This window comes from Paenibacillus sp. DS2015, from assembly GCF_050433705.1.
Lineage (GTDB): Bacteria > Bacillota > Bacilli > Paenibacillales > Paenibacillaceae > Paenibacillus_AQ.
This window is the reverse complement of record NZ_JBNPWS010000004.1, coordinates 170,426-187,367: the sequence shown is the minus strand read 5'-3', so window position 1 is coordinate 187,367 and position 16,942 is coordinate 170,426. Positions and strand designations below refer to the sequence as shown.

The following is a 16,942-nucleotide window of genomic DNA, read 5'->3' as shown; positions in this document are numbered from 1 at the left end:
ATTGGTCCCCGTTACAGACCTTAGGTATAAGAAGTTATACCTGATAAGGCTTTGTATTGCGAAATACAGAGCAAAAATGGGTGGTACCACGGAAGCGACAACCTTTCGTCCCTCACACAGAGAGAAGTCTGTTGTGGAGGATGGAAGGTTTTTTTGTTTTAAGTACATGATACATGGTTGTAATCTTGAGAGGGGGATGACTAATGAGTGAGCAAATTCCAGAAAAACAGTCTACAGAACAATTACGAGAAAAATGGATGAAACCGGAAGTCATTAGTGGCTCGGAGATATTGTTACGTAGTCTTTTACTTGAAGGTGTTGAATGTGTCTTTGGTTATCCTGGTGGCGCCGTACTTTATATTTATGACGCGATGTATGGATTTGATGATTTCAAGCATGTACTGACCCGACATGAACAAGGGGCCATCCATGCTGCGGATGGATATGCACGAGCAAGTGGAAAAGTTGGCGTATGTATAGCTACTTCTGGACCTGGGGCAACGAATTTAGTGACTGGTATTGCTACTGCATATATGGACTCCGTACCTATGGTAGTGATCACAGGTAACGTTGCGACAACCCTAATTGGGACAGATGCATTCCAAGAGGCAGATATTACAGGTATTACCATGCCGATCACGAAACACAGCTACTTGGTAAGAGACGTTGAGGATTTACCAAGAATCATTCATGAAGCCTTTCATATCGCATCAACCGGCCGTAAAGGACCTGTGCTAATCGATATTCCGAAAGATGTATCTGCAGCCAAAACATTATTCCAACCAGGTGAGTCCATCAATCTTCGAGGATACAACCCACGGACAGTACCTAATAAATTACAGTTGGATAAGCTAGTTGCAGCTATCGAGCAAGCAGAGCGTCCATTTATTCTTGCAGGTGGCGGAGTTATATACTCAGGAGCACATGAAGCTCTTCACGAGTTCGTTACCAAAACTGAAATTCCAATTACGACTACACTACTGGGACTTGGAGCATTCCCAAGTGGACATGAGTTATGGACAGGAATGCCCGGAATGCATGGAACGTATGGTTCGAATCACGCTATACAGCAATGTGATCTGTTGATCAATATTGGAGCGCGCTTCGATGACCGTGTGACAGGGAAATTGAATGGATTCGCACCGTTAGCCAAGATTGTCCATATTGACATTGATCCTGCTGAAATAGGCAAGAATGTCCCGACAGATATTCCCATCGTAGGCGATGTGAAGACGACACTAGAGATGATCAATAGTGATGTGAAGCGTACAGACAAAGCAGATGCTTGGAGAGCGCAAGTTAAACAATGGAAACTTGAGCAACCTTTTAGATATAAAGATTCTGAAGAAGTATTGAAACCACAGTGGGTTATTGAGATGCTTAATGAAACTACCAAAGGTGAAGCGATTGTTACCACGGATGTTGGACAACATCAAATGTGGGCGGCCCAATACTATAAGTTCAATAAACCAAGATCATGGATTACATCTGGCGGACTAGGAACTATGGGCTTTGGTCTTCCTTCTGCAATAGGTGCTCAGATGGCAGAGCCGGAACGTCTGGTTATCTCCATCAATGGAGATGGGGGCATTCAAATGTGTTCCCAAGAATTAGCGATATGTGCGATTAACAATATTCCTGTAAAAATCGTAATTATTAATAATCAGGTGCTTGGAATGGTACGCCAATGGCAAGAACTTATTTACGATACTCGTTACAGTCACATCGATCTTGCTGGAAGCCCAGACTTCGTGAAACTGGCTGAAGCTTATGGCGTGAAGGGACTTCGAGCAAGCAATAAAGAAGAAGCACGTAAGGTATGGCAGGAGGCTCTTGATACTCCGGGGCCGGTTGTGGTGGAATTTATAGTAGAGAAGTATGAGAATGTCTACCCAATGGTTGCGCAGGGCTCGACTATTGATCAAATGTTGATGGGAGATGAATCAGTATGAGTAGTATGAGACATACGATTGCTGTCCTTGTAAATGATCAACCAGGTGTGTTACAACGAGTTTCTGGATTGTTTGGCCGCAGAGGATTCAACATTGAAAGTATTACAGTAGGTCAATCTGAAGAAGTTGGACTATCACGTATGGTCATTGTCACAATTGGTGATGACACAACACTAGAACAGATTGAGAAACAGCTCTACAAACTGATTGACGTCATTAAGGTTATTAATCTGGGCTCTAAACCAATGGTAGCTCGTGAGCTAGCCTTGATCAAAGTAAAATCAGAAACATCAGAACGTCCAGAAATTATGGGTGTAGTTGAAACGTTCCGTGCATCTGTAGTGGATATTGGTAGTGATAGTATGATGGTACAAGTGGTTGGAGATACGATTAAAATTGACGCGATGATTGAATTGTTGAAGCCTTACGGTATTCGTGAGTTGTCACGCACCGGAGTTACTGCTATGATTCGTGGTAATGTTTAATGAAGGTGCTGAAATAAATATGTAATCCCCGCATAAAGAGCGGGGGCTTGAGAGGCTCATAAGTAAGAAGGTTATGAACCTTTGAACCACCCGCTCTTTATGAAGGGTTTTTTAAAAATTAAAGGAGGACTTATAAAATGGCAGTTACAACTTATTATGAAAAAGATGCAGAGCTTAGCGTATTGAAAGGCAAAACAGTGGCGGTTATCGGTTACGGTAGCCAAGGTCATGCACAAGCACAAAACCTACGAGATAGTGGATTGAGTGTTGTTATTGGTCTACGTGAAGGTAAATCATTCGAAAAGGCTAAAAATGATGGTTTTGAAGTTCTTTCAGTAGCTGAAGCAACTCGTCGTGCTGATGTTGTACAAATCCTTATGCCTGATGAAACTCAAGCATCTGTATATCGCAATGATATTGAACCGAACCTTAAAGAAGGCGCAGCATTGATGTTCTCACACGGCTTCAATATCCACTTCGGACAAATCACTGCACCTAAGGGTACTGATGTACTTCTAATCGCTCCTAAATCACCAGGACACATGGTTCGTCGTACTTATGTAGAAGGTTTTGGAGTTCCTGGATTGATCGCAATTGAACAAGATGCAACAGGTAATGCCAAAGAAATCGGTCTCGCTTATGCTAAAGGTATCGGTTGTACACGCGCTGGAGTTATTGAAACTTCTTTCCGTGAAGAAACAGAAACAGATTTGTTCGGTGAACAAGCTGTACTATGTGGTGGTGTAACGGCTCTAATTAAAGCAGGTTTCGAAACTTTGACAGAAGCTGGATATGCACCTGAAATGGCATACTTCGAATGTTTGCATGAAATGAAACTTATCGTTGATATGATCTATGAAGGCGGAATGGCTAACATGCGTGATTCAATTTCTAACACTGCAGAGTACGGTGACTATGTTACAGGTCCACGTGTAGTGACAGATGAAACGAAGAAAGCAATGAAAGCTGTATTGACAGATATTCAAGAAGGTAAATTCGCACGTGACTTTATCCTTGAGAACCAATCTAACAATGCTTTCATGACAGCAACTCGTCGTAATGAAGCTAATCACCCTATCGAAGTTGTGGGAGCACAACTACGTGAAATGATGCATTGGATTGATAAGAAGTAATATTGATCATTGCTGAGTTCGTTTAATTAAAATCTATAATCCACAACATGCTACCTTCTTATTGCCAAGCCTATACTTTAAGGCGTTGGAGGGTTAAAGCAGTATAACCTTAATCCAATGCGGCCGTGCACATGCGTGAGCCGCATTGGAAGTTTCTATGGACATATTATTATTTGTAGGAGGTGCCAGTAGTGCGCAAAATATATGTTTTTGACACTACGCTGAGAGATGGAGAACAATCTCCGGGCGTGAACTTAAATACCCGTGAAAAGGTAGAGATTGCATACCAACTTGAAAAACTAGGCATTGATCGAATGGAAGCTGGTTTTCCAGCGGCTTCGCCTGGCGATTTAGCAGCGGTTAATGCTGTAGCAAAGGCTGTCAAGGATGTGACCGTGATTGGTCTCTCAAGATCTCGTGAAACAGATATTGAGGCTGTTCGCCAAGCATTGCAAGGAGCCCAAGATCCATGTATTCACATCTTTCTGGCGACTTCTCCAATTCATCGCAAGCATAAGTTACGAATGGATAAGAAACAGGTACTTGAGACTGCACAATCTTCAATCCGTTATGCGAAGAAGTATTTCTCTAAGGTGGAGTTTTCACTAGAGGACGCAGGACGTACCGAGCTTGATTTTGTAGCTGAAATGGTAGGGATGGCTATAAGAGAAGGCGCTTCTGTTGTTAATATTCCGGATACAGTAGGATATCTGAATCCAGCTGAGTATGGGGCCATATTCAAGTATGTTAAGGAAAATGTACCTGACGTTGAGAAAATACAGCTAAGCGCTCATTGCCATAATGATTTAGGTATGGCCACGGCGAATACGCTTGCAGCTATTCAGAATGGGGCCGATCAGATTGAAGGTACCATTAATGGCATTGGTGAGCGAGCCGGAAATACTGCGATTGAAGAAGTAGCTATGGCTTTAGCAACGCGTCAGGAATTTTTCAATGCAACGACATCCTTGAAATTGTCTGAAATTGCTCGTACAAGTAGACTTGTTAGTAAGCTAACAGGGATGGTTGTTCCAGGTAATAAAGCTATTGTCGGCGCTAACGCATTTGCCCATGAGTCGGGCATTCATCAGGATGGTATGTTGAAGGAAAAGACAACGTATGAGATTATGACACCTGAATCCATTGGCCTTAAGGAAAGTAAACTTGTTCTTGGTAAGCATTCGGGACGGCATGCATTCCGTGAGAAATTGGACGAACTCGGGTATAAGTTAGAGGACCAGCAATTAAATAATGCTTTTGCTAAGTTCAAAGAACTTGCGGATAAGAAGAAGGAAGTATCTGATGACGATCTTCTTGCTCTATTGGAAGAGAGATTGATTGATACACCGGAAGTATTTAAGTTGGAGACGATATATGTTACTTATGGTAATGAATCTGTACCCACAGCTAAAGTACACATCTTAAAAGAAGAGAATCAAGTCATTATTGAGGAAGCTGAAGGAAATGGATCGGTAGATGCAATCTACAATGCTATAGATAAAGCTACCCAAGAAGAAGTGAGACTTGAGGATTATTCAATTAAATCCGTTTCACAAGGTAAAGATGCACTGGGCGAAGTACACGTTGTTCTGGCGCAGAATGATATTGCAGCACAGGGACGTGGATTAAGCACTGATATTCTCGAAGCTAGTGCACGTGCTTACGTGGATGCTGTAAATAAATTGATCGAGAAGCGGAACACATTGTAATTGACTTTTCGTGATCCAAGAAGAATAAGACAGACGCAGCATGACCTAATCATGCTGCGTCTGTCTTATTTGTTATTCATTTTTACCAAGCGTAAGCCTTAGGTGCAGCCCCACCAGGACCAGGGAATATTTCATCTAGACGCTTCATAACGGATTCATCGAGATGAATATTGAGGCAGTGTAATGAGCTTTCAAGCTGTTCAAGCGTACGTGGTCCAGTAATTGGGGCCGTTACTGCTGGATTATGTAACAGCCATGCTAATGCAACATTGTCTTGTGGCTCTCCAAGTTCATTACATAACTCAGCAAATGCTTCAAGCTGTGTGCGATATTGTTCAATACGTTTATTGTCACCACCGCTGCGAGTGTTCTGCAGTTTCATTAATGCATTGCGTCCAAGCAATCCACCGTCAAGTGGGCTCCAAGGAATAATGCCCAGACCAAGACTTTGTGCTGCAGGTAGAACCTCAAGTTCAGGAAGGCGACAAGTTAAGCTGTATTTATGTTGTTCTGCAACGAGTCCTAGGAAGCGACGACTCTTGGCTTCACCCTGAGCAACGGCAATATCCCATCCTGCAAAATTACTTGAACCAACATAGCCAATTTTTCCTTGGTTTACAGCAAGCTCGAATGCTCCCCATAGCTCATCCCATGACACGCTACGGTCGACATGATGCATTTGATATAATTCGATATGATCCGTTTGAAGTCGGCGGAGCGAACCTTCAAGATGACGACGAATCTTGTAGGCAGATAATCCTGCCTCATCATTGGGGCCATCCAAAGGGTCACTCATAGAACCATATACTTTAGTAGCGAGGACGACCTTTTCACGGCGACCACCTCCTTGTTTGAACCAACGGCCAATAATTTCTTCTGTTAGTCCTGAATTCTCCCCCCAACCATAAACATCAGCGGTGTCAAAGAAATTAATACCAGCGTCTAGTGCAGCATCCATCATACGGAATGCTTCTTTTTCATCTGTATGAGGACCAAAATTCATGGTTCCAAGACAGAGCTTACTTACTTTCATACCTGATTTACCAAGAGATGTATATTGCAAATCGTTCAACTCCTTATTATGGATAGTGAATGCGGTTTCTTAGACTCTACTGTATCATTGTAACGGAGATGCTAATGGACCGCAAATGACATAGGGTATATAGGAATAGGTTGTTTTTCACCCTAGGCATGGTACTTTTGTATTGCTCTTATAGGTTAAAACTATCAATCTCATAGATTCTATATCTTTGTCAATACATTGTAAGTATGTAACAATAATAAGAAGTGAATTCAATTCGTGTAGTTAAATAGACAAGGAGCGATGATGATGTCAGTAGTTAAGAAGATAGCGATCATTTCAGGAGACGGTATTGGGCCAGAGGTTGTTGCAGAAGCAGAAAAAGTATTGAAACGTTCTGAGGAATTATTTGGTTATTCTTTTGAAACAGAGCATGCATTATTCGGTGGAATTGCCATTGATGAGAGAGGAACACCATTGCCACAAGATACACTTGATATTTGTAAGAAGGCTGATGCTGTTCTTCTAGGGGCGGTGGGTGGACCTAAATGGGACAATAACTCTAAAGAACTTCGCCCAGAGACAGGATTGCTTGGTATTCGTAAAGAGCTTGGACTTTTCTCTAACCTTCGTCCAGCTGTCGTGTTTGATTGTTTGAAAGATGCTTCGACATTGAAACCAGAAGTGCTTGAAGGTACAGACCTGATGGTTGTACGTGAATTGACAGGTGGTATTTATTTCGGTGAGAAATTCAGACGCGAAAGCGAACATGGGGAAGAAGCGGTAGATACATGCGCATACAATGTTATGGAAATAGAGCGTATTGTTCGCCAGGCTTTTGAAATCGCACAAAAACGTCGTAAGAAGTTAGCATCCGTAGATAAAGCAAACGTTCTTGAAACCTCTCGTCTATGGCGCGAAGTAGTGAACCGTGTTGCACCTGAATATCCAGATGTTGAGCTAGAGCACATTCTTGTAGATAACTGTGCTATGCAGTTACTACGCCGTCCAGCAAGTTTTGATGTTATCGTAACTGAGAATATGTTCGGTGATATTCTAAGTGATGAAGCGGCTATGCTAACAGGTTCTATTGGCATGTTGTCATCGGCATCTATGGGTGAAGGTAGCTACGGATTATACGAACCGGTACATGGTTCTGCACCTGATATCGCGGGCCAAGAATTAGCTAACCCGATTGCGACAATATTGTCAGTCGCACTTATGTTCCGTCTAACCTTTGGATATAGTGATGCAGCAGATTCGATTGAAGCGGCTGTAGCTGAAGTATTAAATGCAGGTCATCGGACGAGCGATATTGCGGTGGATAAGAGCAAAGCTATCGGAACAGGCCAAATGGGCGATCTAATCGTTGCAGCAATGAAAAAATAGCTTAATTATAATAATTATAAAAAAATAATGGATATAATCTTGACTTTGAATTCACTGGATGATAACATTTGAAAAGTAGAATCCACGTGTGATTCTTAACTACATCTAACAAGAGAAACTTTATGCTTCTCTTACATATTTTAGAGGAGGAATTAAGCATGGCAGAACGTTTAGTAGGTAGACAAGCTCCAGACTTTACAATGGAGACAGTAACAGGTGATGGTAAAGATTTCAGTAAAGTAAGTTTGTCCGATTATAAAGGGAAATGGTTAGTGCTTTTCTTTTATCCATTGGACTTCACATTTGTATGCCCAACTGAAATTACAGCACTAAGTGACGCTTATGATCAATTTAAATCATTAGATGCAGAAGTATTGGGTGCTAGCACAGATTCTATTCACAGCCACAAAGCATGGCTAACGACTCCTAGAGATTATAATGGACTAGGTAATATTAACTTTCCATTAGCTTCTGATATTACGAAGAAGGTCGCTAGTGATTACGGCATTCTTATTGAAGAAGAGGGTATTGCACTTCGTGGTCTATTCATTATCGATCCTGAAGGTGAATTGAAATATCAAGTCGTTAACCATAACGATGTAGGTCGTAGTGTAGAAGAAACTATTCGTGTTCTTCAAGCTCTACAATCAGGTGGACTGTGTGCAATGAACTGGAAACCAGGTGACAAGAACCTATAGTTTTTAATTATCAATTTACTGTTCTTTGATTCTAATATCATCCCCCTTGCCTGCAAAAGTTGCTGGTTAAAGGGGGTTTTTCATCTACTCCATAAAAATAGTTTTTAGTCGGACAAATCCAGTTGATATATAGCATACAATGTACTAAGAAAAAGGAATTGTCTGCTTCAATAGCGAATAATTTAAATTAGGAGTAACGGTGGATATCAGAGGAGGGTGAACTACAATGAGTTTTTGCTGTGGAGCGAGTATGGTTGGTACGAAAGGAACGTTAAAGCATTACCGCACTCAAGTCCATAATGTTCCCCTACTTTTTTGTCCGGTCTGCCACCGGGTAGAGGTTCATTATAAAGTGGAGAACGAATATGAAATTCTGGCAGAATATGCACATGGAGATGGAGCTTTTGAAGTGGACTTCCAAGACTATGTCATGGAGGATGAAGAGACCATCTTTGAGAATGTGGTAAACCGAGAAACGGAAGATCCTACGAGCATTGTTCAGAATCAGATTGATATGGCGCTGGATTTACTCTCAGTAGCTAAACTGATCGAGGATGAGAAGTGGGAAAGAGAGCTTAAACAAAGATTAGCTGTGATGAGCCAGAGAAGATTACGATTACAGCATAAGGCATAATTTTCGTTAAAATATAATGACATAACCAATCAAAACTTCTGCTAATGCAGAGGTTTTTTTATTATTTTTTGAGAAAAATGGATTATTTTCACTTTTCCTTCTTTTTCGACAGTTTCTCTGATTGACGCTGATCATTCTCAATGTCTATGATTGACTAGAAAATAAAATAGCAGAGAGGATTCAATTCCGACAGAGGTGAACGTGCATAGTATAAATCATTTATTCCAGATAGGGGAGGAACAATCGTGTTGAGTGAAATTCAGGAAACAATAGTAAAGTCCTTTCAAGTTCTTCAAACGACCCAGCTGGTTAAAGATAAATATGAGAATATATTGGAGCATCTTGACAGCGGGATTATTCTCTTTGACAGGAACGGAATGTTGACCTTTATCAATGTACAAATGGCTAGGTTGTTAGGCGTTTCTCGTAGTTCAATTAGGGGGTGCAGTTTAACGCAAATCATACGTCACTCACAGATGGGTCGGTTTAATAAAAGGAAGATTCTACGTATATATAAAGAGACTATTATTTATAAAAAAAGATACCATGAATTAAGTGATGAGAATGGACGCTATTGGTTATTGACAGTCACTTATGGAGATCAAATGGATGGTGATTATTTAATTAGTGCTAAGGATGTATCCGATCATAAGCAAATTGAACAGACAGCATATCAGAATGATAAATTAGCTATGCTGGGCAAAATCTCAGCATCCATCGCTCATGAAATTCGCAACCCACTTACAGCTATTCGAGGTTTCATTCAGTTACTTCGCCCACATTTACTCCAATTGGGTAAGGATGAATATGCACGAATTATTCTAATGGAAATTGATCGGGCCAATGACATCATATGTGAATTTCTAAACTCCTCTAAGCCCTCTGCCCCTCAGACTATCACCGTTCCTGTCTTACCTTTATTGAAAGAAGTTGTATTGTTAACAGAAAGTGAAGCCCTTTTGAAGGGGTGTGAAATCGTCCTTCATGAGGGACAATCTGCATTGAATATATCAGTTGACGTGAAGCAAATTAAACAAGTGATACTCAACATAATTAAGAATGCTCTGGATGCTATTAGTGATTTAGGTCATTATCATATAGGAATTATTAATCTTGAAGTGAAAGAAGACCTCGACAACGCTTATATTCATATTTCTGACAATGGCAAGGGTATGGATCATAACACACTGGCTAGACTGTTTGATCCCTTTTTTACAACAAAGCTTAGTGGTACGGGGCTTGGTCTCTCTGTGAGTTATCGAATCATCAAGAATCATGGTGGATTTATTTCTGTAAATAGTACAGCAGGGGAAGGGACAGAGTTTATCATCTCACTTCCAAAGGTTTAGTTGTATGGATAGAAGTGATACTTTCGCTTGTTCATGGGAATATCACCTTTTTCTCTTTCTCATGCTGAAATCGTGCTCTGTCGAATGATATAATGACCCTAGTGTAGGATAAGAGTAATCTACGAGCAACCGAGAATCTAATCGGTTACCTAGGGAGTTGTAAAAATGGAAGTAAAGCAAATTCAAGTGTTAGCTAACGAACTCAAGCACAATGTTGGTCGTGTTATTGTGGGTAAAGAAAATGAGATCGAGCTACTCTTAACGGCGCTTATTGCATCGGGGCATGTGCTCTTAGAAGATGTACCAGGAACCGGGAAGACACTTCTAGCGAAAACGATATCGGCTTCTATGGGATGTACGTTTCAACGTATCCAATTTACGCCTGACTTACTGACATCGGATTTAACCGGGATACATTTCTATAATCAAAAGGAAGGCGAGTTTAACTTTCGTCCAGGCCCCTTATTTGCTAATTTAGTACTAGCAGATGAGATTAATCGGGCTACACCGAGAACTCAATCCAGTCTGCTTGAATGCATGGAGGAGCGTCAAATAAGTGTAGATGGAAAGACACATCCATTAGGTAGACCTTTTATCGTACTTGCTACTCAGAACCCTATCGATAATCAAGGGACATTTCCACTGCCAGAGGCACAGATGGATCGGTTTATGATCAGGATGAAGTTAGGGTATCCTTCGACAGAAGAAGGTGTTGAAATTCTACGGCGTACCACTGCCAAAGATGATACTGCAAATTTCATTCAACCTGTGGTGACTCTCAAGCAGATTATGGATATGCAAGAATCTTATAAGACTGTTCACATTCATGAAGATTTACTGCGCTATATCGTTAACCTTTGCGAGTCTACCAGACAGCATAATGATCTGGTACTTGGAGTTAGCCCACGAGGGTCACAGGCTCTGGTAAGAGCGGTACAGGCTAGAGCTGCTATCTATGGCCGGGACTACGTATTGCCGGATGATATTAAAGCGCTTGCACCCTATGTCCTGAGTCATAGGCTAGTATTCCGTAACCGTCTCCAACAGCAAGCTGGGCGGGCTGAAAAGTTATTAATGGAAATTATAGAGGGTCTTCCTGTTCCTAGTGAAGATCAATTGGAAAGCAGCGTGAAATAGCATGGCGGTGTTGTGGCTGTGCCTGTCGGCAGTTCTCATTGCTGTGCTACAAGGGCTAATTTTTGGTGTTTCAGCATTGCGTAAAATTAACTATACTCGTGTCTTGAGTCTTGATCGTTGCTTTGCAGGTGATTCGTTCGAAATGGTGGAGACAATTTCTAATTCTAAAAGTATTCCTGTACTGTGGTTGCGGCTCGAAGCGATGTTGCCTGCGTCTTTTCGTTTCCAGTCTGTGGAAACGGGGGAAGTTAGTCAAGGGAATATATATCAGAATCATCGAAGTCTGTTTACGTTAAAACCTTATTATAGAATAACACGACGTCATCCTGTTACGGCGTTACAGCGGGGCATTTATGCACAAGAGACCGTAGTGATGACAGGAGGCGATCTACTAGGTATTTATAACTCATCTCGACTCTTACCCGTGCATTTGTCGCTCATTGTATACCCGTCTCTTCTTGAACTAAATGAATTGCCACCCTCCTATCGAACATGGCAGGGAGAGTTGGAAGTATCCCGCTTTGTCGTTGAGGATCCCTTCTTAATTACAGGGACTCGTGAATATACAGGGCAGGAACCTATGAATCGCATTCATTGGAAGGCAAGTGCTCGATCTGGAGCTTTACAGGTATATAAACAGGGTTACAGTTCGGATCCCGAAGTATTCATTTGTGTGAATGTTCAAGTCTCACCGAATATGTGGAACGTTGTGAGCAATCCTGAAATGGTCGAGTGGGCACTCTCTTATGCAGCTACTGCAGCGGTCTGGGTTACTGATCGAGGCATGAAGGTGGGGTTCGGTCATAATGGTCATACGGAGTCTACGAAGGATAGTTACGATTCAATAAGAATGATACCAGCGGGTGGGCAGCCTCATCTAGAAGACCTGCTCCAAGCTATGGCAGAAGTACAAATGAAATGTAAGAAACCTTTTGAACAATACTTAATGGAGGAATTGGAGCGGGACTGCGAAGATAGATGGGATTATCTACTGATCACAGCTTTTGTTTCTTCACAGATGGAGGAGCGAATCGAGCTTTTACGTTCACGCGGCCATAGCATCACTATTTTGCCAATAGAGATAGATGGAGCATACGGGCAATACAAGGAGGAACAGCATGCGTCGTCAACGAACGCGTTCTCTACTGATGATTTACGTTAACTCTGGATTATTTGCCTTGCTAGAACTAGCCGTGGTATATCCGCTATTATTGTTATTATCTATTTATGTTAAGGATATGAATGCTGGGGTAGTGGCAGGTCTGATGTGGCTTGGTAGTATGATGGGCAAGATCTGTTTCCAATGGGTTAAAAAAAGAGGGACTTCTTGGCTCAGCAGCATAGCCATATGTTTAGCCGTATTTATCGCTATAGGAGGGCTTAAGTCTGACTGGAGCTCTTGGATCGTTATTACCTTAGTCGTGATTTCTTCACTTCGGGGTAGTTCGGTAAAGACTTGGATTGAACGTTTGCCTGTTAATGTTCAGCTTGTGTCTCTATTTATGGCAGTAGTCATCTCCTTATTTGCTGGATCGAGCCTGTCTGATGGAATGAAGGTTGAATTGTACATAGCTACATTACTGATTCTCTGTTCCTATTTGCTGAACTTACAATCTAGGCAACTGCAGACAGCAGCTATTAGTGATATCTGGGTATCCGCTGCCCTTCGTCCACTGAGGATGATTAATCGAATCTGGATGTGGATCATTATATTGGTATTATTTATAGTGGCCTTGTATAATCAGCTCGCTGAAGGACTTTATTGGCTGTTTCGTTCAGTTGTACAGTGGTTGCTTGGATGGTTGAAATCTGGAGAAGCAACGAATGTCGATCCTCCGCAACAAGGGCCTATAGAGTTGCCACCTATGCTGTCAGAGGAAACTTCTCGCGGTGGTGGAGAGTGGTTAAATGTATTGATCCAGATCGTCGCAATCGTGGCGATCGCCATTGCAGCCTATTTTATAGGCAGATTTGTTTGGAAAATAATTCGGAAATGGATGGGCAGACTTGAACATTTGTGGGGTGTAGCTTCCTCTGTGATGAAAGAAGAGGCGCCATCCTATGTTGACCAAGCTGAAAAAGTAGTGATTCCAACACGTCGTCGTACTATTTTTCGTCAGAAAGATACTCTTCCAGATAATGCAAGTGATCAAATAAGATACTATTACCGGAATATGATTAGAAGAGCTGTCAAGAGTGGGTTATCGTTTTCTACATCTCAGACGCCTAATGAGGTTGCTAATCAACTCGGGACCGATCTGAAGAAGGAGTCATTCGCACAGGAAGTTACTTCGTTATATAATGACGTTCGATATGGGAGTAAGAAGGTAGAGGAATCCGAGATGACACACATTCATGATCAATGGAAGATCGGAAAGTAGTGGGTCAAGTAGTGCGGCAAGGATCACTATAATAATAGATAAACTATGTTGAAGCGGCTTAGTGCCAACTACAACATGGTTTTTTTGTATTTTGGTGAACTTTTTGTTAATTTTTTGTGTTGAAAATGAGGATATTAAATGAAATATTTGTGTCTTAAACGAGACTCGATTTTGCAGAGGTCTTACTGAATAAGGATTTATTGCAATTTGGGTCACTTTCTGGGTTGTAGTAGAGTGCTTATTTGTAATTGACAGTATTTAGAAGATGGACTTACATTGATAACATCAGACCACTGATAGTGGTTATCAATATCAGTGAGGAATAAGGCTTACGGGATAGAAAGGATTGAAAGGTATAGAAAGGATAGAAAGGATTGAAATGATGCCATTGACCATGCTCCCAATAGGAAGTTCGGCAACGATTAAAGAATGCAGAGGTAAAGAGACTACTAGAAAATTTCTAGAGGGATTAGGGATGCTTCCAGGAACACAGATTACAATCATTTCAGAGAACGGTGGAAATCTGATCGTGTGTGTAAAAGATTCTAGATTAGCCTTAAGTAAAGGTGTTGCACAGCAATTATGGGTAGTTGTGTAGATGATTGGAGGAATTAGGATGGAAGTAACATTACAAGATTGTAGACCGGGAGATAAAGCTATCATCTTAGCTATTAAAGGGGAAGGACCTGTTAGAAGACGACTTATGGATATGGGGGTGACGAGGGGAACAGAAGTTATCGTTCGAAAAGTAGCCCCTATGGGTGACCCCATGGAAGTGAACATTAGAGGATACGAGTTAACCTTTCGTAAAGCAGAAGCAGACCAAATTATGGTTCAGAAACTATAGCACAACGGGCTGCATACATGTGCAGCTCTTTAAACGCCATACCATTGAGAATCATTATTAATTCTGAATCACAGGAGGATTGTGCATGACCTATAGATTCGCACTTGTAGGCAATCCAAATTGCGGAAAAACAACCCTGTTCAATGAGGTTACGGGGAGTACGCAGCATGTGGGGAACTGGCCGGGAGTAACCGTAGAGAAGAAAGAGGGAAAAGCCAGGAGATTTAAAGAACATATTCAGATTGTAGATCTTCCCGGTATTTATTCTCTGTCTCCGTACTCGTTAGAAGAGATCATCGCAAGAGATTATATATTAGATGAGAAACCTGATGTAGTCATTAATATTGTAGATGCAACGAATATTGAAAGAAATCTGTATTTGACAACACAGCTACTTGAGCTGGGTATCCCCGTTGTCATTGCACTAAATATGATGGATTCGCTTGAAGCGAAGGGTGATAAGATTGAAATCAGCAAATTAGAGAAAGAACTCGGGGTCCCGATCATCCCCACATCAGCTAACAAAGGTATGGGTGCAAGAGAACTAATAGAGAAGGCGCTTCAAATGGTTCAAAGTGTAGCCACAAGCACGGAGACGCTAAGTTTGCCTACTCTAGTTATTTTTGAAGAGAAGGTTGAGGAAAGTATAAGTCTAGTAGTTGATGCCATGATACACAAGTGGAGCAATCATCGTTATCCTCTTCGCTGGGCCGCGGTGAAATTATTGGAAGGGGATGAAACAGTAGTTGTCAAAACCGGGCTAGGTAATGATGCAATAGATGTTATTAGACCATTGCGTGATCAGCTTGAGAAAGAATATGACAATGATATAGAATCTATTTTTGCCGATCAGCGGTATAAGTATATTTCGAGGGTTGTCGGTAGGTCTGTTAGAAAGAAGAGAATCTCGGGAGAGTTAACGGTGTCTGACAAAATCGACAAAATTCTAACGAATCGCATTCTGGCTATTCCCTTATTTCTATTAGTCATGTATGTGATGTTTACAATTACTTTCGGATTTGTTGGGAGCTTCACCATTGATTTCATTGATCACTTCATGAATGTAACTTTAGCGGATATGACGACTACATTATTACATCTAGCAGGGGCTGCAGATTGGCTAGAGTCACTCATCGTTGGTGGGATCATAGCCGGTCTTGGTAGTATTCTTATATTCGTACCCCAGATTATGATTCTATTCTTCTTTCTAGCCATATTGGAGGATAGCGGGTATATGTCTAGGGCTGCTTTTATTATGGATCGATTACTTAGAAAGATAGGACTCAGTGGCAAATCATTCATTCCTATGATTATGGGAATCGGATGTAGTGTGCCAGCGATCATGGCAACTAGAACGTTGGAGAATGAGAAAGACAGAAGATTAACGATCATTTTGACACCGTTTATATCTTGTGGAGCACGTCTACCAGTGTATGCTTTATTTGCCGCGGCTTTCTTTGCAACTTCACAAAGTACAGTCATTTTCTCGCTTTATATTCTCGGCATGGTTGTAGCTATACTTTCTGGTATTTTACTTCGGAAAACGATCTTTAAAGGAGAAGCTGAACCTTTTGTGATGGAACTTCCACCCTATCGTATTCCTACTCTTAAGGGTCTGACGATTCATATGTGGGACCGTGGGAAAGGTTTTATTAAAAAAGCCGGTACAGTCATCTTTGCAGCATCCGTTATTATATGGTTTGGACAAACATTTAGCTTCTCGTTGAGTCAGGTTGACGATGTGAGTGATAGTATTTTTGGAGCAGTAGGAAACTTCATTGCACCCGTGTTTGCCCCGCTGGGCTTTGGAGATTGGAGATCATCGGTTGCGTTACTTACGGGATTCGTGGCAAAAGAGGCTGTTGTAGCTACTATGGGTATTCTTAATAATCTAGGTGAAGTGGGAGAAGATTCAGTACAGCTTATGGCTTCGCTCCAGCTATATTTCACTCCGCTGAAGGCCTACGCTTTCATGACATTCACATTGTTGTATATGCCTTGTATTGCTGCATTTGCGGCTATCAAGAGAGAAATGAACTCATGGAAGTGGACACTCTTTGCTGTGGGATATCAGACGGCAACAGCTTGGATTGTAGCTTTTATCATCTATCAGGGGGGACGGTTGGTCGGGCTAGGGTAGTCGCAGGGAAATTCATGAGAAAGAAGAGATCATAATGATAAATTGGATTCTTGGTGGATTAATCGTG

15 protein-coding genes are annotated in these 16,942 nt (G+C 41.5%); 14 read left to right on the top strand and 1 reads right to left on the bottom strand.

What is annotated here, in order from left to right; all coding sequences use genetic code 11:
- The first annotated feature begins 203 nt into the window (after positions 1–203).
- From ilvB to J2T13_RS05900, 4 genes are all read left to right on the top strand, one after another.
- Positions 204–1,952 carry a biosynthetic-type acetolactate synthase large subunit gene (ilvB, locus tag J2T13_RS05915; RefSeq protein ID WP_429369262.1) on the top strand — a complete coding sequence of 583 codons (1,749 nt, stop codon included), beginning with the start codon at positions 204–206 and terminating at the stop codon, positions 1,950–1,952.
- The gene (ilvN, locus tag J2T13_RS05910) at positions 1,949–2,437 is read left to right on the top strand and encodes an acetolactate synthase small subunit (protein ID WP_429369260.1); all 489 of its coding nucleotides are present in this window, start codon (positions 1,949–1,951) and stop codon (positions 2,435–2,437) included. The genes ilvB and ilvN overlap by 4 nt, the downstream gene beginning before the upstream one ends.
- Before the next feature lie 137 nt (positions 2,438–2,574).
- Positions 2,575–3,570 carry a ketol-acid reductoisomerase gene (gene ilvC / locus J2T13_RS05905; protein WP_429369258.1) on the top strand — a complete coding sequence of 332 codons (996 nt, stop codon included), beginning with the start codon at positions 2,575–2,577 and terminating at the stop codon, positions 3,568–3,570.
- Positions 3,571–3,761: 191 nt separating this feature from the next.
- Complete coding sequence (locus J2T13_RS05900) at positions 3,762–5,279, top strand: 2-isopropylmalate synthase (RefSeq protein WP_429369256.1); 1,518 nt, start codon at positions 3,762–3,764, stop codon at positions 5,277–5,279.
- Between the two features lie 82 nt (positions 5,280–5,361).
- Here J2T13_RS05900 and J2T13_RS05895 read toward each other — a convergent pair whose 3' ends face one another.
- Positions 5,362–6,342: an aldo/keto reductase gene (locus J2T13_RS05895; RefSeq protein WP_429369254.1), complete on the bottom strand. Its 981-nt coding sequence runs from the start codon at positions 6,340–6,342 to the stop codon at positions 5,362–5,364.
- A gap of 267 nt (positions 6,343–6,609) precedes the next feature.
- Here J2T13_RS05895 and leuB point away from each other — a divergent pair, with 267 nt between their 5' ends.
- From leuB to feoB, 10 genes are all read left to right on the top strand, one after another.
- Complete coding sequence (gene leuB, locus J2T13_RS05890) at positions 6,610–7,689, top strand: 3-isopropylmalate dehydrogenase (RefSeq protein ID WP_429369252.1); 1,080 nt, start codon at positions 6,610–6,612, stop codon at positions 7,687–7,689.
- A gap of 158 nt (positions 7,690–7,847) precedes the next feature.
- Positions 7,848–8,387 carry a peroxiredoxin gene (locus J2T13_RS05885; protein ID WP_429369250.1) on the top strand — a complete coding sequence of 180 codons (540 nt, stop codon included), beginning with the start codon at positions 7,848–7,850 and terminating at the stop codon, positions 8,385–8,387.
- Positions 8,388–8,613: 226 nt separating this feature from the next.
- Entirely contained in the window at positions 8,614–9,021 is a 408-nt protein-coding gene (locus J2T13_RS05880) for a hypothetical protein (protein ID WP_429369249.1), read from the top strand.
- A gap of 245 nt (positions 9,022–9,266) precedes the next feature.
- Entirely contained in the window at positions 9,267–10,370 is a 1,104-nt protein-coding gene (locus tag J2T13_RS05875; RefSeq protein WP_429369247.1) for an ATP-binding protein, read from the top strand.
- A gap of 165 nt (positions 10,371–10,535) precedes the next feature.
- Positions 10,536–11,507, top strand: a complete 972-nt coding sequence (locus J2T13_RS05870) for an AAA family ATPase (RefSeq protein ID WP_429369245.1) — start codon at positions 10,536–10,538, stop codon at positions 11,505–11,507.
- 1 nt (position 11,508) lies between these two features.
- Positions 11,509–12,669, top strand: a complete 1,161-nt coding sequence (locus J2T13_RS05865) for a DUF58 domain-containing protein (RefSeq protein WP_429369243.1) — start codon at positions 11,509–11,511, stop codon at positions 12,667–12,669.
- Positions 12,626–13,888, top strand: coding sequence for a DUF4129 domain-containing protein (locus J2T13_RS05860; protein ID WP_429369242.1), 1,263 nt, complete (start codon positions 12,626–12,628; stop codon positions 13,886–13,888). Before J2T13_RS05865 ends, J2T13_RS05860 begins: the two co-directional genes overlap by 44 nt.
- Positions 13,889–14,234: 346 nt before the next feature.
- A complete protein-coding gene (locus J2T13_RS05855; RefSeq protein ID WP_429369240.1) occupies positions 14,235–14,486 on the top strand; it encodes a FeoA family protein in 252 nt (83 codons plus the stop codon).
- Between the two features lie 18 nt (positions 14,487–14,504).
- Positions 14,505–14,735 carry a FeoA family protein gene (locus J2T13_RS05850; protein ID WP_429369238.1) on the top strand — a complete coding sequence of 77 codons (231 nt, stop codon included), beginning with the start codon at positions 14,505–14,507 and terminating at the stop codon, positions 14,733–14,735.
- Between the two features lie 85 nt (positions 14,736–14,820).
- Entirely contained in the window at positions 14,821–16,875 is a 2,055-nt protein-coding gene (gene feoB / locus J2T13_RS05845; protein WP_429369236.1) for a ferrous iron transport protein B, read from the top strand.
- Positions 16,876–16,942: the final 67 nt, after the last annotated feature.